16 protein-coding genes are annotated in these 20,853 nt (G+C 63.8%); 3 read left to right on the top strand and 13 right to left on the bottom strand.

Translation table 11 applies throughout. The features are described 5' to 3' along the window. Positions 1–98 precede the first annotated feature (98 nt). The 9 genes from KMZ68_RS25665 to KMZ68_RS25625 form a co-directional block, all read right to left on the bottom strand. Entirely contained in the window at positions 99–1,169 is a 1,071-nt protein-coding gene (locus KMZ68_RS25665; RefSeq protein ID WP_215613869.1) for a branched-chain amino acid ABC transporter permease, read from the bottom strand. Beyond that, positions 1,166–2,176, bottom strand: coding sequence for a branched-chain amino acid ABC transporter permease (locus KMZ68_RS25660; RefSeq protein WP_215613868.1), 1,011 nt, complete (start codon positions 2,174–2,176; stop codon positions 1,166–1,168). The genes KMZ68_RS25665 and KMZ68_RS25660 overlap by 4 nt, the downstream gene beginning before the upstream one ends. Continuing rightward, positions 2,173–2,895 (bottom strand): ABC transporter ATP-binding protein, encoded by a 723-nt coding sequence (locus KMZ68_RS25655; RefSeq protein ID WP_215613867.1) that lies wholly within the window; start codon positions 2,893–2,895, stop codon positions 2,173–2,175. The genes KMZ68_RS25660 and KMZ68_RS25655 overlap by 4 nt, the downstream gene beginning before the upstream one ends. Beyond that, complete coding sequence (locus KMZ68_RS25650; protein ID WP_215613866.1) at positions 2,892–3,656, bottom strand: ABC transporter ATP-binding protein; 765 nt, start codon at positions 3,654–3,656, stop codon at positions 2,892–2,894. Before KMZ68_RS25650 ends, KMZ68_RS25655 begins: the two co-directional genes overlap by 4 nt. Before the next feature lie 97 nt (positions 3,657–3,753). Continuing rightward, entirely contained in the window at positions 3,754–4,938 is a 1,185-nt protein-coding gene (locus KMZ68_RS25645) for a substrate-binding domain-containing protein (protein ID WP_215613865.1), read from the bottom strand. 123 nt (positions 4,939–5,061) lie between these two features. Next, positions 5,062–7,107, bottom strand: coding sequence for an acyl CoA:acetate/3-ketoacid CoA transferase (locus KMZ68_RS25640; RefSeq protein ID WP_249779477.1), 2,046 nt, complete (start codon positions 7,105–7,107; stop codon positions 5,062–5,064). Between the two features lie 195 nt (positions 7,108–7,302). Continuing rightward, entirely contained in the window at positions 7,303–8,748 is a 1,446-nt protein-coding gene (locus KMZ68_RS25635; protein WP_215613863.1) for a sigma-54 interaction domain-containing protein, read from the bottom strand. Between the two features lie 271 nt (positions 8,749–9,019). Continuing rightward, the gene (locus KMZ68_RS25630) at positions 9,020–10,702 is read right to left on the bottom strand and encodes a putative bifunctional diguanylate cyclase/phosphodiesterase (protein WP_249779476.1); all 1,683 of its coding nucleotides are present in this window, start codon (positions 10,700–10,702) and stop codon (positions 9,020–9,022) included. 462 nt (positions 10,703–11,164) lie between these two features. Continuing rightward, a complete protein-coding gene (locus tag KMZ68_RS25625; RefSeq protein ID WP_215613861.1) occupies positions 11,165–12,127 on the bottom strand; it encodes a sensor histidine kinase in 963 nt (320 codons plus the stop codon). A gap of 188 nt (positions 12,128–12,315) precedes the next feature. Here KMZ68_RS25625 and KMZ68_RS25620 point away from each other — a divergent pair, with 188 nt between their 5' ends. Together KMZ68_RS25620 and KMZ68_RS25615 are read left to right on the top strand one after the other, a co-directional pair. After that, positions 12,316–13,158, top strand: a complete 843-nt coding sequence (locus KMZ68_RS25620; RefSeq protein WP_215604081.1) for an SDR family NAD(P)-dependent oxidoreductase — start codon at positions 12,316–12,318, stop codon at positions 13,156–13,158. Between the two features lie 77 nt (positions 13,159–13,235). After that, a complete protein-coding gene (locus tag KMZ68_RS25615; protein ID WP_215613860.1) occupies positions 13,236–13,739 on the top strand; it encodes a cupin domain-containing protein in 504 nt (167 codons plus the stop codon). Between the two features lie 16 nt (positions 13,740–13,755). On the opposite strand, the gene KMZ68_RS25610 is transcribed toward KMZ68_RS25615, so the two are convergent. From KMZ68_RS25610 to KMZ68_RS25600, 3 genes are all read right to left on the bottom strand, one after another. Continuing rightward, positions 13,756–15,132, bottom strand: coding sequence for a cytochrome P450 (locus tag KMZ68_RS25610; RefSeq protein ID WP_215613859.1), 1,377 nt, complete (start codon positions 15,130–15,132; stop codon positions 13,756–13,758). Positions 15,133–15,344: 212 nt separating this feature from the next. Next, positions 15,345–16,586 carry an LLM class flavin-dependent oxidoreductase gene (locus KMZ68_RS25605; RefSeq protein WP_215613858.1) on the bottom strand — a complete coding sequence of 414 codons (1,242 nt, stop codon included), beginning with the start codon at positions 16,584–16,586 and terminating at the stop codon, positions 15,345–15,347. A gap of 312 nt (positions 16,587–16,898) precedes the next feature. Beyond that, positions 16,899–17,381, bottom strand: a complete 483-nt coding sequence (locus tag KMZ68_RS25600; protein WP_249779475.1) for an Lrp/AsnC family transcriptional regulator — start codon at positions 17,379–17,381, stop codon at positions 16,899–16,901. 211 nt (positions 17,382–17,592) lie between these two features. On the opposite strand from KMZ68_RS25600, the gene KMZ68_RS25595 reads away from it, so the two are divergent. Beyond that, positions 17,593–19,851: an outer membrane protein gene (locus KMZ68_RS25595; protein ID WP_215613857.1), complete on the top strand. Its 2,259-nt coding sequence runs from the start codon at positions 17,593–17,595 to the stop codon at positions 19,849–19,851. Positions 19,852–19,873: 22 nt separating this feature from the next. Here KMZ68_RS25595 and KMZ68_RS25590 read toward each other — a convergent pair whose 3' ends face one another. Continuing rightward, complete coding sequence (locus KMZ68_RS25590) at positions 19,874–20,845, bottom strand: formylglycine-generating enzyme family protein (protein ID WP_249779474.1); 972 nt, start codon at positions 20,843–20,845, stop codon at positions 19,874–19,876. Positions 20,846–20,853: the final 8 nt, after the last annotated feature.

The raw sequence follows: 20,853 nt of genomic DNA, 5'->3' as shown, positions 1-20,853 counted from the left end.
TATGGATACAATGCACAAATGGCATACTGGTTAGGAAAACCGGTTACTCAGGTCTTAATGACGCGTCCGGGCCGTAGAAATACGGGCTGTGCCAGCGCTCAAGACGGTTTGCGCGAAGGGTTTCGTAACCGTCCCACCACGCCAGTGGGGAAGAAATAGACGCTGGCGATAAACAACAGGCCGAGCCACAGCAGCCAGCGATCCGGATGCAGCAATCCCGGCAACAATGGCAGTCCGGCGTCGGCCGCGGCGTTGGAGGCCGCGCCCATCAGCGCCTGCAGATAGTTCTGGGCCAGAATGAAGATCGTAGCGCCGATGATGGCGCCGTACATGGTTCCCATGCCGCCGATCACCACCATCAGTAGAATGTCCAGCATGATGGAAAAGCTGAGCGAGGTGTCCGGCCCGGCGTAACGCAGCCACAGCGCGTTCAGCATGCCGGCGCTGGCGGCGACGAGGGCGGCAAGGCAATTGGCATAGGTTAGATGAAACACCGTGCGGAAGCCGAGGGCTTCGGCGCGGAAGCGGTTTTCGCGGATCGCCTGCAGCACCCGGCCGAACGGCGAATTCACCACCCGCAGCAGCGCCAGGATCATCGCGGCGCACGCTACGAAGATGAGATAATAGGTTAGCACGCGGCCGTTGACGGCGAAGCCGAACCAGTCCTTCGGAATGATGACCGTGCCCGGCCGCAACAATTCCGGCAGCTGAAAACTGCGGCCGTCCTCGCCGCCGGTGAGCCACGACAGTTGCGAGGCCAGCACCAGGAACGCGGAGGCCACCGCCAGCGTGATCATGGCAAAGAAGATCGCCTCGACCCGCAACGAAAACAGCCCGATCGCGAGCGCCAGCAGCATCGCCAGCGGCAGCCCGGTCACGATTCCGGCAGCCACCGCCGTCCAGGTCGGACCCATCGAATAGAGCGCAATCGCGATCGAATAGCTGCCGATGCCGTAGAACATGGTGTGGGCGAACGAAACCGAGCCGGTGTAGCCGAGCAGGAGGTCGTAGGACGCCACCAATGCTGCGAAGATGCAGATCTTGGTGGCGACGTTCATCGCCTTGGCGCCGGGAAAGAGCAAGGGCGCCACCGCCAGCGCCGCGATGATGGCGACGAGCAGGATGCCGAGAAGCCGGCTGCGCGGCGGATCGCCTGAAAGAATCATCATCTGGAGGTCACCGCATATAGCCCGCGCGGGCGCCACATCAGGATCGCGACCATCAGCAGGATGTTGGAGACCAGCGCCAGTTTCGGCAGCAGAAAGCCGCCGTAGTTCGCGACCATCGCCACCAGCAGCGCGCCGATGAAGCAGCCGCCGATCGAGCCGAGGCCGCCGATGATCACCACGATGAACACCAGCACCGTGAGATCGTCGCCCATCGAGGCGTGCACCTGCTCGCGATACAGCGCCCACATCACGCCGCCGAGGCCGGCGAGGCCGGAGCCGACCATGAACACGCCGAGGAACAGCCGCCTGATGCGATAGCCGAGCGCTTCCACCATCTCGCGGTTCTCGACGCCGGCGCGGATCAACAGGCCGATCTTGGTGCGGTTCAGCACCAGCTGGATCGCGGCGAATACGGCCAGCCCGAGCAGCATCGCCAGCAGGCGGTACTTCGCGATCGCGACGTCGCCGATGATGAAGGAGCCGCGCAACGAGGCCGGCAGCGGCAGCGGAATGATCTGCGGCCCCCACAGCGCATACAGCGCCTGCTCGGCGACGATCAGTCCGCCGGTCGTCATCAGGATCTGCTTGAGGTGCTGGCCGTAGACCGGCAGGATCAGCACGCGCTCGACCACGAGCCCGAGAGCGCCGGAGACCGCCATCGACAGTGCGGCGGCCGGCGCCAGCACCGCCAGGTTGATCCACAGCGAGTCGGCCTGCACATAGGGCGCCAGCGGCAGCAGCACCAGGGTCGCGACATAGGCGCCGACCGCGATGAAGGCGCCGTGACCGAAATTGAGCACGTCCATCAGGCCGAACACCAGCGTCAGCCCGGACGCCATGATGAAGATCATCATGCCCATGGCGAGGCTGGCCACCGTCAGCGTCACCCACGAACTGCCAGAGCCGATAAACGGCAGCATGGCGAGGGCGAGAATCGCCGGCAACAGCGCCGGCAGGATATCCCGCTTCGGCTTGGGCAATGCTTCCGGTGCGGCGAGGTCGGTCACTGATGCGCCTCCAGGCTTAGTCCGAGCAGCCGTTCCTGCAGCGCCACGTCGCTGGCCAGCGCTGACATTTCACCGCGATGAACGATCTGGCCGTTGTCCATCACCAGGACGGAATCGCCGATCTCGCGCGCGGCATGGAAATTCTGCTCGACCATGAGGATGGTGGCGCCGCGGCGCTTGATTTCGGCAAAGCATTCGATCAACGCCACCACGATAGCCGGCGCCAGACCCTTGGTCGGCTCGTCGATCAGCAGCAGCTTGCGCGGCTCGACGATGGCGCGCGCGATCGAAAGCATCTGCTTCTGTCCGCCGGACAGCGCCCCGGCGCGCGACAGCCAGAAGCGGCGCAGCGCGGGGAAGAATCCGAAAATCCACTCCAGCCTGGCATCGTCGAGCGGCCCGTCGCGCGCCGCCAGGATCAGGTTTTCCTTCACCGTCAGGTCCGAGAACACTGCCATGCTTTCCGGGACGTAACCGACGCCGAGCTGCGCGATATCGGGCGTCGCGCTCGCCTCGATGCGCTGCCCGTCGAGCGTGATCTGGCCGGCGGAAGCCTGCCACAGCCCCATGATGGTTCGCAGCGTCGAGGTCTTGCCGGCGCCGTTGCGGCCGAGCAGCATCGTGGTCTTGCCCTCGGCCACGCCGAAGTCGACACCGTGCAGGATGTGATAACGCCCGACATGGGTATGCACGCCGGCGAGGGTGAGAAGGTCGGTCATGCCGCGCTCTTTCCGGGCGCGATGCCGAGATAGGCCTCCTGCACGATCGGCGAGGCGATCACCTCGGCCGGCTTGCCATCGGCGACCAGCTGGCCGTTGTGCAGCACGATGATGCGGTCGGCCAGCGAGCGCACCACGTCCATCTTGTGCTCGACCAGCAGGATGATCTTGCTCGAATCCTGCTTCAGCTTCGCAATCAGGTTGAGCACGACCGGCACCTCGTCGATGCTCATGCCGGCGGTGGGTTCGTCGAACATGAAGACCTTCGGCTCGAGCGCCATCATCAGCGCGACTTCGAGCTTGCGCTGATCGCCGTGGGACAGCGCGGTCGCCGCCACATTGCGCCGGCCGCCGAGCGCGACCTCGTCGAGAATGGCGTCGGCGCGGGCGATCAGGTCGCGGCGCGTCATCCACGGCCGCAGCATGTCGTAATGCACGCCGTGCGCGGATTGCACCGCGAGGCGGACATTTTCCTCCACGCTCAGATTGGGGAACAGATTGGTGAGCTGGAACGCGCGGCCGAGGCCGGCGCGGGTGCGCAAGGGTGCGGAAAGCTGCGTGATGTCGTCGCCGTCGAACAGGATGCTGCCGCCGGTGGGGCGCAATTGTCCGGAGATCAAATTGAAATAGGTGGTCTTGCCGGCCCCGTTGGGGCCGACAATGGCGGTCAGCTCACCCGGCCGAAACGTGCAACTGATGCGGTTGACCGCGACGTGGCCGCCGAAGCGAATGGTCAGGTCGCGGGTTTCGAGGATGGTCATCGAAAGCTCGTGGGTAGAAACGTGACGCAGAGGTCTTGATGCAGTGGACTTGGCCTCTCCCCCGTGTGCGGGGAGAGGCCAATCGCGGAACGAAAAGTTACCGCTTGTTGCGGATCGGAACGTTCATGTCCCCGATCTTGAGCTCGCGCACCGGCTCCAGCACGGCCCAGGCGACGTTCGGATCGACCTTGACCCTGAAGTGATACATGCTCTGCAGCGCCTGATGATCCTCCTTGCGGAACATCATCTTGCCCTTGGGCGTGTCGAACTCCATGCCCTCCATCGCCGCGATCAGCTTCTCGGTGTCGGTGGATTTCGCCTTGGTCACGGCGGTGACCGCGGCCATCGCCGCGGCAAAGCCGCCTGCGGTGAAGAAGTCCGGCGGTGCGTTGAAGCGCTTCTGGTGCTCGGCAACCAGCCAGTCGTTCACCGGATTCTTCGGGATGTCATAGTAGTAGTAGGTCGCGCCTTCCATGCCGGGCATGATTTTATAGCCTGCGAGCGCCGGCAGGATGTTGCCGCCGGTCGAGAGCTCGATGCCGTAGCGCTTCGGATCCATGTCCTGGAGCTTCGCCGGCGGATTGCCGGCGCCGGCCCAGATTATCCATATGATCTTGCGGCCCGGCTTGTCCTTCAGCGCGTCGAACAGGCGCTGGCCCACCGCGGTGAAATCGGTCGTGTTGGTCGGCGCGTATTCTTCGGCCGCCAGCGTCGCGCCGGTCTTGGCCAGCGCTTCCTTGAAGGCGGCGACGCCGTCACGGCCGAAGGCATAGTCCTGAGCCAGCGTCGCAACGGTGACGCCGGGCTTGCCGATCGCCACCGCGTTGGAGATCGCGTCCTGCGAGGAATTGCGTCCGGTGCGGAAGATATAGCGATTCCACTTCTCGCCGGTAATTTGATCCGCGACCGCGGGCTCGACGATCAGGATCTTCTTGTTTTCCTCCGCCACCGGCAGGTCGGCCAGCGCCGCCGCCGACGATGTCGTGCCGATCGCGATATCGACCTTGTCGTCCTGATAGGCTTCCGCGAGCGCCGCCTTGGAGAGATCCGGCTTGCTCTGGTCATCCTTGGTGATGATGACGATCTTGCGTCCGTCGACCGTCATGGTGCCCTTGGTGGCATACTCCAGTCCCATGCGCAGGCCGGTCTCGGTCTGCTTGGCGTAGGCTTCCAGCGGCCCGGTTTTTCCGTAGATCAGGCCGATCTTCAGATCGTCCGCCTGGGCGGCGGCGCTTCCGATCAGGCCGAGTGTGGCGGTTGCGAGAATGAGTGGTAAGCGCACGGCAGTTCCTCCTGTTGCAGAATTGACGTTATCACAGCGATTCGCACAGCGGGAGGAACATTGCAATTCGATGTTCCGGCTGCGGGCGGTGTCGGCGAAAATACCATCGGGCGTTCATGCGATTCATCCAAGCGTCACACGGCGGTCGGGATCGGGGCGCGAGCCGGCGATGCCGGCGACGTGCCGCCAATCCGACTGCGCTTCCTCCGCGCTCTCGAAAATATGCGCGGCGACGCCGCGCTTTTCCAGCGCCTCGCCGAGTTTGATACGCAGGAAGCCCGAGGTGGTGTAGCGGGAGACGCCCGAATAGAAGCGGTCGGCGAGGCTGCGCACCATGGCCGAATATTCGTCGAGCAGTTCGGGCACGATCGAGAAGTTGTCGTAATTGACGATCGCGTAGACCCGTCGGCCGAGGCCGCCGAGCTTCGCTTCCACGGCTCCGGCGATCGCATCGATATCGGCGCGGTTGCGCAGCGCGAACCGCTCCAGATTGACGAAGAACAAGTTCTGCTGCTCGTCCAGCGTGAAGCGCTGATCGAGCGGAATCGCAAGCATGTCCTTGCGCAGATCCATCGGCCCCTCGCGGAAGATTCGCGGGTCCATGGCAACGGGATCGCGGGGTATCGCCGGCTTGAAATCCATCAGCGCCAGGATATCGCGTTCGATATCGATGCCGGGCGCGACTTCGACGAGCTCGAGCCCGTCGGGCGTCAGCGTGAAGACGCAGCGTTCAGTGACGTAGAGCACGCTCTGCCCGCGCTTGGTCGCATAGGCCCCGCTGAACGTCACGTGCTCGACGGCTTCGACGAACTTGCGCGCCTTCGCCTCCTCCAGGATGGCGAGCTTGCCGTCGGACAGCGCAATGCGCAGGCGGCCGGCGCCGAAGGTGCCGACGAATATCACCTTCTTGGCGTTCTGGCTGATATTGATGAAGCCGCCGGCGCCGGCAAGCTTGGGGCCGAATTTGCTGACGTTGAGGTTGCCGGCGCGATCGACCTGGGCGAGGCCGAGAAACGCCGCGTCGAGGCCGCCGCCGTCGTAAAAGTCGAACTGATAGGGCTGGTCGATCACCGCCTGGGTGTTGATCGCCGCGCCGAAATCGATCCCGCTCGCGGGGATGCCGCCGATCACCCCGGGTTCTGCGGTCATGGTGATGAGGTCGATGATCCCCTCTTCGTTGGCGACTGCCGCTATGCCGTCGGGCATGCCGATGCCGAGATTGACGACGCTGTTGGGCTTCAGTTCGAAGGCGGCGCGGCGCGCGATGATCTTGCGCTCGCTCATCGGCATCGGCGGCAGCGAGCCGGCGCGCACCCGGATCTCGCTGCTGAACGCGGGATTGTACTGCGTGCCGAAGGTCTGCCAGTGATTTTCCGGCTTCGCCACCACGACGCAGTCGACCAGGATGCCGGGGATCTTGACCTGGCGCGGATTGAGGCTGCCGCTTTCGGCCACCCGTTCGACCTGCGCGATCACGATGCCGCCGGAATTATGCGCCGCCATGGCGATCGCCAGCGCTTCCAGGGTCAGCGCTTCCTTCTCCATGGTGAGATTGCCGTCGGGATCGCCGGTGGTGGCGCGGATGATGCCGACGTCAACCGGAAAGATCTTGTAGAACAGGCATTCCTGGCCGCCCAAGGTGACCAGCTCGACCATGTCCTCGGTGGTGCGGGCGTTGAGCTTGCCGCCACCGTTGCGCGGGTCGACGAAAGTGCCGATGCCGACGTGCGAGATGTGGCCGGGGCGGCGTGCCGCGATGTCGCGGAACATGTGGGTGATGACGCCCTGCGGCAGATTGTAGGCCTCGATCTGATTGGATATCGCGAGCGCCTGCAATTTCGGCGCAAGGCCCCAGTGGCCGCCGATCACCCGCTTGACCAGCCCCTCATGCGCGAAATGATTGAGGCCGCGATCCTTGCCGTCGCCCTGTCCCGCGGCATAGATCAGCGTCAGATTGTGCGGCTTGCCCTGGGTGTAGGGGGCGTCGCCTTCGCTGGCGAGATAGAGCTGCTCCAGCGCCAGCGCGATTTCCTCGGCGAACCCGATGCCGACGAAGCCGCCGGTGGCGACGGTGTCGCCGTCGCGGATCAGGCGCACGGCTTCGGCTGCGGTAACGATCTTGCCCTTCTCCGGGTTGCGCAGATAGGGCAGAGCTGGATGCTGGCTCAACGACGTTCCCTCCCTGCTAAGATCGCGCGCATTTGGCATGCATCGTCGAGGAAACAGAGCAAGGTCCGCGCCAAGTGCATTGCGATATATCAAAACGACTGAAAAACCGGCAGTTCAGGCGCCCTGCCGGCGAAGCCGGGTCGGAGGCAGCGCGCGTCAACTGTCCGAGACTTGAGACGCTTCGAGTCTCAAGAATCAGACGGGTGGCGAACCCGATGGCGTGAGCCCGAGCTTGGCGAGCTTCTTGTAAAACGTTGCGCGGGAGATGCGGAGCATCCTGGCCGCTTCGGAAATCTGCCCATTGGTCGCCTGAAGTGCGTGTTCGAGTGTCTGCCTCTCGAACGTCGCTTCGGCCTGCGAATAGGGGACGACGCCTGCCTCCGGCTTTGCCGGCGCCACGGCCCTGACTTCGGAACCGAAGGGCAGAATGCGCGCGAAATCATCGCCGGTCAGACGGCCCGAATCGCTCAGGATCAGCGCGCGCTCCAGGATATTGCGCAGTTCTCTGACGTTGCCGGGCCAATCGTAACGGGCAAGCGCGGCGAGACCCGAAGGCGTGATCCGTGCGCTGAGATAGTTGCCGGAGAGGATGATGTCGTCGAGCAGCCGGGCGCAAATCTCGGGAAGATCGTTGATGCAATCGCGTAACGGCGGCAGCGCGATCGAAAGCACGTTGAGCCGATAGTACAGATCGGCCCGGAACGCGCCTTCGTTGACGCGCTTCTGCAGATCGATGTTGGTGGCGGCGATGACGCGGATATCGACTTTCGAGACCTTTTCCGATCCGAGCGGCTCGATTTCGCGCTCCTGCAGCACGCGTAGCAGCTTGACCTGCAACTGCAGCGGCATTTCGCCGATTTCATCGAGAAACAAGGTCCCGCCGTCGGCGATCCGGAACTTGCCGTCGCGGCCCTTGCGGTCGGCGCCGGTATAGGCGCCCGGCGCTGCGCCGAAGAATTCGGACTCGATCAGCGTATCGGGAATGGCGGCGACATTGACGCTGACGAAAGGTTTGTCGGCGCGCGCGGACGCGTTGTGGATGGCTTGCGCCAGCAGTTCCTTGCCGGTGCCGGTTTCGCCGGTCAGCAGCACCGTCACGCTTTGCCGCGCTGCCCGCCCGGCGAGTTCCTTGGCCCGCGCGATGCCTTCGGTCGCGCCGACGTAGTCGTCGATGGTGAACCGCGCGGTGCGCGGCTGCGACAATTGCCGTTTCGCCACGCGCAGGTCGCTTTCGAGCTGAGCCATCCGCGCAATCAGCGGCTTGAGGCCGTCGAGACGATCGTAAAGCACAAAACCGATCGCGCCGATGACATTCCTGTTCTCATCCTCGATCGGCATGCGCGTGACCACGAGCTGCTCGCCGCCGAGCTCCATGATGTCCAGCAGGATCGGCTCGCCGGTCTCCGCCACCCGGCGCATCAGGCTGTTGGGGATGACTTCCTCGATCGGGCGGCCGATGGCTTCCGATGCGTGATCGAGGCCGAGCGAGGCAAGATACTTCTCGTTGACGTAGACGACGCGCCCGGCGCGATCGATCGCAATGGCGCCTTCGCAAAGACTCTCGAGCCGCTCGAACAGCGTTTCCATGGCGCGCGCGCGAATGATTTCGGGGTCGCTGACGATGGATTGGCGATCGGACATGGCGCGAGAAAAGTCCTCGATGGATGCCGGATGGAGATAGCGACGGTTGGCCAGGCGAACTCCGCTGCGTCCGATTTATCTCATTTTTGGGCCACTGCGAGGTTCATTCGCTTGATATATCTAGCAAATGACCCGAGATTCCGCATAGCGGAATCTGACTCGAAAAGCCGCCTCGCCGGATGCAACTGTGAAGGTGTTCCCCGGGCGCCGGCGCTCGTTCATTTCGCCGACTGGGCGGTAAACGGCGCCAACCGCGATTCCGCAATCGTCATCAGCGGCGATAGCGCTCGCCGCGCGCATAGACCGAGCGGTTTTCCTGCGGTGGACGGCTCGCCAGGCTGGCGCGCGCCGCGCCGGCGAGCGGAATCGCCGGCTTGAGCTCCTCCAGAAAGATCGGCCGGGAGAAGTAATAGCCCTGGGCATAGCGGATCTTGGTGGCGGCCTGCAGATAGGCGAGTTCCTCGAAGGTCTCGATGCCCTCGGCTATCACGGTCATGCCCAGCGCCTCGCTCAGCGACTCGATCGCCCGCAAGATGCCCTGGCTGCGCGGGCGTTTGTGGATGTCGGTGATGAAGGAGCGGTCGATCTTGATCTCGTCGGCGGTAATGTCGGCCAGCGCCGACAGCGACGAATAGCCGATGCCGAAGTCGTCGATCGATATCCCGACCCCGATCTTCCGGAAGATCGGCAGGATTTCATCCTGGAAATGGGTCTTGGTGACGAAGGCGTCTTCCGTCACCTCGATCATGAAACGCTCGGGATAGCCGGTCGCCTCGATGGCGGCCGCAAACGGTCGCATGAATTCCGGATTGCCGGCCTGCCTGGCCGCGACATTGATGCTGATGGTGGCGCCGGGGCCGAAGGTCTCGTTGATGAGATCGATCGATTTGACGATCTCGGCCAGCACCAGGTGCGTGAGCTCGTCGATCAATCCGAGTTCCACGGCAAGATTGATGAAGGTGCCGGGAGCCTGAATGACGCCCTCATCGTCGCGCAGGCGCACCAGCGCCTCGATGCCCTCGATATCCTGGGTGCGGATGTCGACCTTGGCCTGGAAGGCGCAGCAAAAGCGTTTCTCCAGGATCGCCAGCCGCAGCGATTGCTCGACTTTCATGCGCGCCTGCGCCTCGCGCTCCATGCCGGCGTCGAAGAAGGCGGCGGAGCCCTTGCCCTCGTTCTTGACGCGATACATCGCGATGTCGGCGTTCTGGCGCAGCAAATCGTAACTGCGGCCGTGCTCGGGATAGAGGCTGACCCCGATCGAGGTCGATGCGAAAATTTCCGAGCCGTCGATGAAGAACGGCGCCTTCAGGCGCTCCAGCAGGAAGCGAATGTGCTCCGACACTTCGTGTTCGCTCTGGATCGGATTGAGCAGCAACAGGAATTCATCGCCGCTGATCCGCGACAGCATGTCGGATTCGCGCAAGTCCATCCCAAGCCGCCTGGCGACCTCGGCCAGAAGCGCATCGCCGATCGCGTGGCCGTAATAGTCGTTGATGTGCTTGAAATTGTCGATGTCGAGGAACGCCAGCGCGAAGCGGCCGTGCGGCTCGTCGCGCTTCAGCAGCGCGTTGGCGCGATGCTCGATCACGCGCCGCGTCGGCAGGTCGGTCAGTTCGTCATAATAGGCCGACCGGAACAGGTGATCCTCGACGGCCTTCTGCTCGCTGATGTCGGCGGAGCTCGACAGCAGCAGGTTGCGGTCGGCGATGCGAACCGGCCGATGGCTGGTGAGATAGACCTCTTTGGCATGGCCGGTGGCGACGCATTCTTCCGCAACCGCGGGGCGGCCGGTGCGCAGCACTTCGATGCCGGTTTTGCGACGGTGGTCCAGTTCCCTCGAAGCCGGCGCCGCCGGTTCGGCGCCGGCCATCCTGAGCTGGGCCGCGGCGGCGTCATTCACCAGCAGGAAGTGGCCGTGCTCGTCCTGAACCGTCACGCCGGTCGGGAGCATTCGGAAGACGTCCCTCAGAATGCTCAGCTCGGCATCTGCAGCAAGTTCGTTACCGCGTTCCGGTGTGGCGCTCTGCAGGTTGTGGTGGGTGCGGCTTGGCATGCAGCCGACTTTGGCGGAGTCTCTTGTAGTTTTGGTTAAATGGAACCGAAAAAGAGGGCGTCAATCGCACAAAGTTTGCGCTTTGAATTAGCCTCACCTTCATCGTCATTAACAGAGCTCTAACGCGATTTTGCAATGCCGGGCCTTCGGCGATCTTCATGCTCGATGGGCCGAAGGCGGCTTGCCAGTATCCGAAATCGTAAATCGGTAATGCAGCCATCCTTCGAGACGGCCGCTTCGCGGCCTCCTCAGGATGAGGTCCAACTTGTTGATACACAACGACCTCATGCTGAGGAGCGAGCATCGCGAGCGTCTCGAAGCATGGGCAACCAGCGACGCACCGATCATGAATAGTGAGTACTAGCTCGCGGGTATGCGACACTGCAGGGTGCAGTGAACGCCGCTCTTCAGGAAGCTGATTTCGGTCTTGCCGTCGAAGGGCGTGAGCGCCGATTTCAACAGCTTGGTGCCGAAGCCTGCTTCCCCGACGTTTCCGACCGGAGGACCTTCGGTCTCGTCCCAGGTGATGCCGAGGCGATCGTCGGTGACCGTCCATGACACCTGCAAGAATCCGCGCGGAGAGGCAAACGCGCCGTATTTTCCGGCATTGGTGGCGAGTTCATGGAAAATCAGGGCCAGGCTCACCGCCAGCTTGCCGGGGAGAAACAGCGGATCTCCGTTCAGGTTGAACCGGACATGCCCGTAAGGACCGAGTTCGGAGACCAGGAGATCCTTGATATCGCAGCCAAAGCCGTCGACCCTGGCGATCAGGTCGTCGGTCCGCGACAGCGCCCGTATCCTTGGATCGATGCGGGCCCAGATCTGCGGCTGATCGTGCAGCACCTGATGCAGAACCGCGTGAATGGTCGACAGCTTGTTCTTCAGCCGGTGCTGGAGTTCGTCGACGATCAGCTTGCGGTATTCCTCCTCCCGGATCAGCCGCCGTGAGATGTCCCGTTGCCGCAAGGCGATCGATCGATAGTGCGCCACCCCCCAGATCGTCAGTCCGCACACCATCCAATAAATCAGCAGCAGTATCACTCTGGCTGTATCGGCCTTCGCGTCGCTGAAGTTGACGGTCAGGCCGAGCGCCCCTCCGGCCAGCGCGGTTGCAATGCCGATCCGGGAGCCGCCGAAGGCGGTGGCAAAGAACACGGCCGGAAAATACGGGATGAAGAATACGTCCGGCCGAAGCAGTGCAAGACCCCACCGTGCCGCGGTCGACAGCGCGAGGCAGAAGGCTGCAAATCCGATATTAAGTCGCGGCGATGGCTGGGATATTCCTTGCCAGACCAGCCGAAACTCGTCGATCAACTTCCCCATAAGCCATATCAACCGATGAGCGAATCCAAAATAAGGCCGAGCATGGCGGAAAATCCGCGATCAGCGGCCGGAAACGCGCCGGCCGCACTCGGCTCGAGGAAACTGTTTCGCAACAAACCGTGGCTTGCGTAGTTCCGGGAGGCCGGAGATATATTTGAAATCAAAATCACAGGGAATGGGAGAACGACATGGGACGGCTGGACGGCAAGGTCGCGGTGATCACCGGGGCGACGAGCGGCATCGGACTGAGCACCGCGGAGATTTTCGTCGCCGAAGGCGCCAGAATCGTCATTGCCGGACGCCGCGTGCCGGAAGGCGAAGCGCTGGCCAGGAGGCTCGGCGTCAACTGCGTCTTCCGCCAGACCGACGTCACGGTCGAGGCGCAGATGCGCGCGCTGATCGAGCAGGCGGTCGACAAGTTCGGCCGGATCGATTGCCTGTTCAACAATGCAGGCGGCCCGGCCCAGACCGGCGGCATCGAAGGCCTCGAGGTCGACCGCTTCGACGCCGCGATGGCGACGCTGGTGCGCAGCGTGATGCTCGGCATGAAGCACGCCGCCCCCCACATGCGCCGCCAGGGCTCCGGCAGCATCATCAACAATGGCAGCATCGCCGGCAGGCTGGCCGGCTTCTCCTCGTCGGTGGTCTATGGCGCGGCCAAGGCCGCCGTCATTCACCTCACCAAATGCGTGGCGATGGAGCTCGGCGAATCCGGCATCCGCGTCAACTCGATCTCGCCGGGAGCGATCGCCACCGGCATTTTCGGCAAGGCGCTCGGGCTGCCGGTGGAAGCCGCCGAGAAGACGCCGGCCGTGATGCGCGAGGTCTACAAGGCCGCGCAGCCGATTCCGCGCGCCGGCCTGCCGGAAGACATCGCCTACGCCGCGGTGTTTCTGGCCAGCGACGAATCCAGCTTCATCAACGGGCACGATCTGGTGGTCGACGGCGCCATCACCGGCGGCCGCAACTGGACGGCGCAGCAGCAAGGCTATGTCGCGCTGCGCAAGGCGTTCGATCAGGGCGCGGGGTAGGTAGAATTCGTTCATTCCGGGTCTGGTGCTGGCGCACCATCCCGGAATGACAGGAGAGTCAATCGGGAGAGCCATCAATGTCCGCAACATTCGACAAGTCGTTCGGGCGAACCGACGCCCGGCCGTTTCATCTGGCCGTCATTGCCGGCCTTGCCTGCGCCCTCCTGATCGCCAAGGCGTTGCCGCAGACGGTGGACGTCCTCTCGGCGCTGGTCGAGCCGCTTTGCATGGCCGGCAATTCGGCGGGATCGGCGCAGGACACCGTCGAGCCGATCGCCTCGCACGCATTGCCGAATGTGCCGGGCAAGCGCGTGACCATCGTGCGGGTGTCTTATGGCCCCGGCGGATTTACCCGCGCGCATCGGCATGCGGGCTCGGTCACCGCTCATGTCACCAAGGGCGAAATCCGCTCGCAGCTGGCCGGCGGTCCGGTCGAGACCTTCAAGGTCGGCCAGTCGTTCTTCGAGCCGCCGGGCGCCACGCATCTGGTTTCGGCCAATGCCAGCACCACCGAGCCGGCCGAACTGATAGCGGTGTTCGTGGCCGACGAAGGCGCGCAGCTCACGACGTTTATCGATTGACGCTCCAGCGCGGCGGTCACACCGGCTTCAGCGTCACCCGCATTCCGTCGCGCGGTTTCGGGATCGGCCACATCTGCCAGTCCGCCTTGTAGCCCGGCTCGAACGAGACCTCGAGATTCTGCAGGAAATGCCGGGCAAAGCACTTGGCCTGCATGTAAGCGAAGTGCAGTCCGAGGCACATATGCGCGCCGCCGCCGAACGGCACCCAGGCAAAGCGATGGCGGCCGCGTTGCGCCTCTTCGGTAAAGCGCAGCGGATCGAACTTGTCGGGATCGGGCCAGATGTCGGGCATGTGGTGGGTGAACAGCGGATTGACGCCGAGCATGGTGCCGGCCGGGATCGCGTAGCCCATGAATGTGAAGTCGCGGACCGCGCGCCGCGGCATCGAAGGCACCGGCGGCTTCAGCCGCAGCGCTTCCTTGAAGGCCATCTCGGTCAGCGGCATGGCCTCGAGGTTGTCGAAGCTGGTGGGCGCGTCGGCCGCGACGCCCAGCGCGTTCACTTCGTCGCGCAGCTTTTGCTGCCACTCCGGATGGGCGGCGAGTTCGCCGACGAACGAGGTCAGCGACGACGTCAGCGTATCGTGCGCGGCCATCATCAGGAAGCTCATATGGTCGATGATGTCCTGCGTCGACAACAGCGCGCCGTCCTCGTGGGTGGCGTGGCACAGTTGCGAGAACAGGTCTTCGCCGCCGCCCTTGGCGCGGCGGATCGGAATCTGTTCCGAGAAATAGGCCACGATGCGTTTGCGGCCGTTGACGCCGCGCGCCATCGCGGTGCCGGGCAGCGGCTTGCGGATCACGGCGACGGAAGCGGCCACCATGTCGACGAAGGCGCGGGTGATGTCGTCGACCTCGGGTCCGATTTCGGCGCCGAGAAACGAGGTGGCGGCGAGGTCGAGCGTGAGCTGCTTCATCGCGGGATAAAACGGCATCGGCCCCGGTTTCGCCTTCCATTGCGCGACCCGCGCCGCGATGCCGGTGTCGAGTTCACCAAGATAGGATTTCATCGGCCCGGCCTTGAAGGCGACCGACAGCGCGCGCCGGTGCAGGCGATGCTCGTCGAAATCCAGCAGCATCAGCCCGCGCGGAAACAACAGTCCGAGAATCCGGCCCCAGCCGTGGGTCGAGGAGAACAGCTTGGCCTGATCGAACAGCACCAGCTCGTTGGCTTCCGGTCCGAGCAAGGTGAGGCTGGTCTCGCCGAACAAATGGCTGCGATAGACCAGCCCGTATTGCGCCGCCGCCCGCTCGACCTGGCCCTTGGGGTCGGCGAGGACGTGAAGCGTCTTGCCGATGATCGGCCAGCCCTCGTCGCCGGGAATATGCGTCAGCGAATTGCGCTTGGGCGGGTTGAAGGATATCGCGGGGGAAGCCACACTTTGCATCGACATGGCAATTGCTCCGGTTGGTCCCAGTCTACCCGCTTGATCGCGGCTTTGTTACTGACGGCATCGGCATAACCCGGGCTGCAAAATAGCCTTTTGTCTCTTCCGTGCAAAGGCTGAACCGCGGCTGGAAGGGGTTGCGACCGGTCCGGACCGCGCGACAAAGTCGCGCCGTGCCGCGCCGCACAAGGCCGGAAGAAATGCAGTCGCGGTTCGTCTTACGCTTTCCGCTTCGCGGCTTCCTTCTGCAGGTCAGGCGCATTGATGGTCGGGATCGCGACGCGGCCGGGGCCGGTGAGCGAAAGCGCCGCGGCGGCCTTGTCGTTTTCCATGATCTTGGCCATCACGGCCTGTCCTGCGCGCTCGAAGATGGCGCGGTTTTCGATCACGAATTTCTGCGACCTGCGCAGGCCGTCGATGTAGCCGTTGATCTCCGGCACCACGTAGCGCGCCACCATGTCCCAGCTACGCCGGGTGTTCTCCGGATTGGCCCAGTCATGCACGAAGCCGATGATGGTGCCGACGCCGCCGGATACTTCCATCAGGTTCTTGATGGTTTTGACCAGATCGTCGGGGGTGCCGATGGTGGAGGCGGCGCCTTCGCCGCCGGCGGTTTTCTCCACCGCATCCTCCGGCGAGGTGAACGGCACCAGGCCCGGCCGCTGCAGGGTGCGCACATTATACTCGTTGTGCCAGCGCATCAGTCCGGCGCCGGCCTCGCGCTGCGCCTGTTCGCGGGTCTCGGCAATGTGCCAGGACAGCAGCACGCGCCAGTCGGCGCGGTTCACGGTGGTGCCGTGCTTCCTGGCGGCATCCTCGGCAAAGCCCCATTGCGTCCCCAGCGCCATCAGGCCCTGGGTCGACATCGAGCCGAGCGAGATGATGCCGATGCCGTATTTGCCGGCCAGCGTCATGCCGGACGGCGAGATCTGCGAAGCCACCACGAACGGCATCTCTTCCTGCAGGGGCAGGATCTGCAGCGCGGCGTCGTTCATGGTGAACCAGTCGCTCTTCGCGGTGACGCGCTCGCCCTTGAACAGCCGGCTGATCACCGAAATCGCCTCGTCCTGGCGGTCGCGCTGCGTCATCGGATCGATGCCGAGCGTGTGCGCGTCGGAGGCCAGCGCGCCCGGGCCGGAGCCGAAGATGGCGCGGCCGCCGGTCATGTGATCGAGCTGCACCATGCGCTGGGCGACGTTGAAGGGATGATGATAGGGCAGCGAGACTACGCCGGTGCCGAGCTTGATGCGCTTGGTGCGCTCGCCGGCGGCGGCCAGGAACATTTCCGGCGAGGCGATGGTCTCCCAGCCCGAGGAATGATGCTCGCCGCACCAGAACTCGTCATAGCCGAGCGCGTCGAGCTGCTCGACCAGGTCGAGGTCCCTGCGGAATTGCAGCATCGGATGCTCGCCGATCGGATGATGCGGGGCGAGAAAGGCTCCGAACTTCAGGCGCGCCATGGGGTTCTCTCCGGATTTTATTGTTGTTGGATGCTTGGTTCCAAACTACGGGGCGCGCAGCTGCAAGGCAATCGCGTAAAGCCGCCGATCGGGCATGGTTGTCGCGCGTGATCCCGTCGCCCGGAATTCTCCGGCGGCCTTCGCGCCCGGCTGCGGACGGCCAAGGTTGGGCGGATTGGCAACTGGATCGAACTGTCGCAGCGCGCCTCGATCACCGGTTCACTGGAGCCGGGAATCTCTTGAGTTCCGTGGGGGGCATGGGCGCAATCGTTTGGTCGAACCCTGCGCCGCGCTTCGGCTTCACCGACGCGCTCAGGCCTCCGGCAGGCTGACTTTCCAGGTCTCCTTGGCGGAAGACAACGCGATCAGCGTTTCCGTGCGCTCGACGCCGTCGACGCCTTTGACGGTTTCCGAGAGAAACCGCTCGAGGTCGCCGGTCGTTTTCACCCGCACCTTCAGGAGATAATTCCAGGCGCCGGTGATGTGGTGACATTCGAGCACGTCGGGCGATGCCTTTGCTTTCTTCAGAAAAGCGGCTTCGACCTTCGGATTGCTCCAGCTCACCATGATGAAGGCGAGCAAGTTCAGTCCCAGCGCTTCCGGCGCGATGCGGGCGTGGAAGCCGGCGATCATTCCCTGCCGAACCAGCCGCTTGATGCGATCGTTCACGGTCGAAACCGGGATTCCGATTTTCTTGCTGAGTTCCGACAGCGGCAGGCGATCGTCGTCCTGCAGCAGCGTCAGCAATTGGCGGTCGATGTTGTCGAATTTGGCCATGGATTCGGAATCGGGCACTTGGGTGATCCTTTTTTCACCGGTTTCGGTCCGCTTCGCCAGTCCGCCAAACTACCTAGCCCCGCGCACCGCCAGCATGGCCGCCCGGGCAGTTCGTTGCATTTGCGCCACAAGACCATAATATTCGTATTATTTACGAGTTATATAACAATAATCCGTTTTAGAAGCGGGATCATCCGGATATATTTTGGGTGTGAAAACGGAGACATCTATGCGGATTTCGTCGGAACGACCGGTATTTTCGGGGCTCTCGCCCCGCCGGATGACCTCGCGGCTGATCGCGAGCTGCGCGCTTGGCTTGGCCGGCGTGACGGCGGTCTCCGCCGCCGACGTCCCGCTGGCCGCAAAAGCAGCGCCGCCTGCGACCGCTCCGGCGTCATGGGCCGGATTCTATCTCGGCATTCACGGCGGCTATGGCTGGGGCAGGAACGACTTCTCCCTCCTTCTGGCTGATTTCAACTATATCGGCCCGATCAATTCCGCCGGCGCGGTTTACGGCGCTCACGCCGGATACAATTGGCAATTCGGTCGCGCGGTCGCCGGCCTCGAGATTGATTTCAGCGCGGCTGACATCAGCGGCAGCGCGTCGAGGTCCGGATTTGTGCCCAACCAGTTCACGTTCGATCACACCCGAACCGATCGCGCGAAATTCCTCGGCACCGCGCGCGGCAGGCTCGGATGGTCGGCCACCGACAACCTCCTGATCTTCGGCACCGCCGGCGTGGCATGGGAGCGGTTCGAGACGTCGTTCGACGAGCGCGACGTGAGCAACGTCAACGCCTTCCAGAACGGCGCCAACAGCGGCAGGACCCCGTTCGACCGTTTCGGCTGGGTGGCGGGTGCCGGCGCGGAAGCAAAGCTTGCCGGCAGCAACTGGATCGGCCGCCTCGAATACCTGCACTACGATTTCGGTGCGGTCGAGCAGGCCAGCAGCCGGTTCGGGACCTTTCCAAATTTTCCTCCCTTCGCCGAGCGGTCGGGCCGCCAGAGCTACGACATCGTTCGCGCGGCGCTGTCCTATAAGTTCGGCACGCTCGCCGCCGCTGGCCCGCTTCCCTATGCCAAGGCGCCGGTGATCGCGACCTCGATGTCGTCATGGGCGGGATTCTATCTCGGCGTTCACGGCGGCTACGGCTGGGGAGAGAACAAATACAGCGATCCCTGGAGGTTCACGCCGCTGGCGAGCATTACCGGGCCAAGCCTCAAGGGCGCCGTCTATGGCGGTCACGCCGGTTACAATTGGCAATTCGATCGCGCGGTCGCCGGCTTCGAGCTGGATTTCAGCGGCGCCGACATCAAGGGCAATTCGCCCACCAGCTTTGCCGGTGCGGAAAGCGCGTCGAGTTCGACCAATATCGCCTATCTCGGATCGCTCCGCGCCCGACTCGGTTGGTCGGCAACCGACAATTTGCTGCTCTACGGTACCGCAGGCCTCGGCTGGGAGCGTCTCGACAGAAACCTGCTGATCGTCAGCCCCGGTCAGGCCGGCACGCAGCGTTTCGACAGCGTTGCTGCCACCAACCGATTTGGCTGGGTCGCCGGCGCCGGCGTGGAAGCAAAACTGCCCGGCAGCAACTGGATCGGCCGCGTCGAATATCTGCACTACGATTTCGGCACGATCCAGCCTTCCGGCCTGATCAATACCAATATCTTCGTGCCGTCATCCGCCGGCAACCATCATCTCGACATCGTGCGCGGCGGCCTGTCCTACAAGTTCGGCGATCCGGCGGCTGTGGCGGCCGTGCCTTACGCGAAGGCGCCGGCGATGGTGGGCGCGGCAAACAACTGGGCGGGCTTCTATCTCGGCGCTCATGGTGGCTACGCCTGGAAGGACAATGACTTCACCCAGGTCGTGAACTTCGTCGATGTCGCGCAGGCCGGCGGGATCAAGTCGCGCGGCTGGGTCGCCGGCGGACATACCGGCTACAATTGGCAATACAGCCGGGTCGTGACCGGTCTCGAGGTTGACTTCAGCATGAGCGGCCTCCAGGGAAATTCCGCGACCATCGTTGGAACCAACGGATTTCCCGGCTTTACGGAAACCAGCGTGCTCGGCGACCGCGTGAAATACCTCGCGACCGCGCGCGCGCGACTGGGCTGGCTGCCCGCAGAAACCGTGCTGCTTTACGCGACCGGCGGCCTCGCTTGGGAACGGCTGGAGCGAAGCAGGACGACTGTGTCCGCCCAGGCCGGTTTATCCATGACCGAATCGACAAGAACGCCGATCGATCATTTCGGCGGCGTCATCGGCGCCGGCGCGGAATGGATGCCGTGGGGTCCGAACTGGATCGGGCGGCTCGAATATCTGCACTACGATTTCGGCAAGGTGCAGGACACCACGACGTTCACGTCGACCGTGCCGGGCAACCTGCCGTATTCCGAACGTCGTGGCCGTCAGACCATCGAGGTGTTGCGCGCCGGCATTTCCTACAAATTCGGAGCCGACCAGCCGGTCGTCGCCCGATACTGAACCTGAAAACGTGCAGCCGGCATCACGGCTGCACGTTCAGCGTCCGCACCACGCGAAAGCTGTGGCCGAGATACGCCAGCGCACCGTCGCGGTAGCCCGCGCGCAGCATGTTGGCGGACCAGTCCCAGGTGCCGCCACGCGCCATCCGCTTGCTGCAGTCGCCTTCCAGCCAGGCTGAACCGTCGGTCGGCGTGTCCTCATTGTAGCGCTTGTTGAAACAGTCCTCGGTCCATTCGAACACGTTGCCGTGCACTTGATAGAGCCCGAACGGGTTCGGCGGATAGGAATCGACCACCGCCGGTCCCTTGCTGTCGGGACCGTGCGGACCGTTGCCGTAGGGTATCGACGCCTTGTAGTTGGCGTTCTGCGCGGTGACGGTGTTGCCGAACCAGAACGGCGTCGTGGTGCCGGCGCGGGTGAAATATTCGCGTTCGGATTCGCTCGGCAGCCGGTAGCTGCGGCCGACCTTGCGCGACAGCCACGACAGATAGGATTTCGCGGCCTCGAAACTGATGCCCTGGGCCGGCATCCGGCCGCGGCCAAAGCCCTTGTCGTCGCCCTTGTTGCCGCCGCAGCCGCCATCGGCGAGGCAGGCGTCCCACTCGTCGAACGAGATGCTGAAGCGGCCGACCGCAAAAGGCTTTGCGAAGATGACGCGATGGATCGGGTCTTCACCCTTGAAGCGGTCCGGCTCGCTGGCCGGCGTGCCCATCATGAAGGAGCCTTTCGGCACCACCACCATTTCCGGGCAGATATCGCATTCCCTGAAACTGTCTTTCGGTTTCAGGTCCTGTTCCAGCTCCGGGGTCAGCGGCTGCACGCCCTTTGCGGCGAAGAATTGCCGGGGCAGCGCTGGCGGCGGCGGTTGCTTCTGGCTGAGTTGCTCCGGCGCGGCGCGTTGCGGCTTTCGCACCTTGGCCGACGCGGCGCCGGCGAGAGAAACGGTAAACGCGACTGCCGCCAATGCGGCGAGCAGCTTCAACAGGGCAGCCATGAATGGTC

Origin of the sequence: Bradyrhizobium sediminis (assembly GCF_018736105.1) — a bacterium.
Taxonomy (GTDB): Bacteria; Pseudomonadota; Alphaproteobacteria; order Rhizobiales; family Xanthobacteraceae; genus Bradyrhizobium.
The sequence above is the reverse complement of the archived record's forward strand: the minus strand, read 5'-3'. Positions and strand labels throughout refer to the sequence as shown.

Bases quoted from the DNA above. Each gene is read 5' to 3' on its own strand.
- KMZ68_RS25665 (WP_215613869.1), bottom strand. From the start codon at position 1,169: ATGATGATTCTTTCAGGCGATCCGCCGCGCAGCCGGCTTCTCGGCATC.
- KMZ68_RS25655 (WP_215613867.1), bottom strand. From the start codon at position 2,895: ATGACCGACCTTCTCACCCTCGCCGGCGTGCATACCCATGTCGGGCGT.
- KMZ68_RS25650 (WP_215613866.1), bottom strand. From the start codon at position 3,656: ATGACCATCCTCGAAACCCGCGACCTGACCATTCGCTTCGGCGGCCAC.
- KMZ68_RS25635 (WP_215613863.1), bottom strand. From the start codon at position 8,748: ATGTCCGATCGCCAATCCATCGTCAGCGACCCCGAAATCATTCGCGCG.
- KMZ68_RS25630 (WP_249779476.1), bottom strand. From the start codon at position 10,702: ATGCTCCCGACCGGCGTGACGGTTCAGGACGAGCACGGCCACTTCCTG.
- KMZ68_RS25625 (WP_215613861.1), bottom strand. From the start codon at position 12,127: ATGGGGAAGTTGATCGACGAGTTTCGGCTGGTCTGGCAAGGAATATCC.
- KMZ68_RS25620 (WP_215604081.1), top strand. From the start codon at position 12,316: ATGGGACGGCTGGACGGCAAGGTCGCGGTGATCACCGGGGCGACGAGC.
- KMZ68_RS25615 (WP_215613860.1), top strand. From the start codon at position 13,236: ATGTCCGCAACATTCGACAAGTCGTTCGGGCGAACCGACGCCCGGCCG.
- KMZ68_RS25610 (WP_215613859.1), bottom strand. From the start codon at position 15,132: ATGTCGATGCAAAGTGTGGCTTCCCCCGCGATATCCTTCAACCCGCCC.
- KMZ68_RS25605 (WP_215613858.1), bottom strand. From the start codon at position 16,586: ATGGCGCGCCTGAAGTTCGGAGCCTTTCTCGCCCCGCATCATCCGATC.
- KMZ68_RS25595 (WP_215613857.1), top strand. From the start codon at position 17,593: ATGCGGATTTCGTCGGAACGACCGGTATTTTCGGGGCTCTCGCCCCGC.
- KMZ68_RS25590 (WP_249779474.1), bottom strand. From the start codon at position 20,845: ATGGCTGCCCTGTTGAAGCTGCTCGCCGCATTGGCGGCAGTCGCGTTT.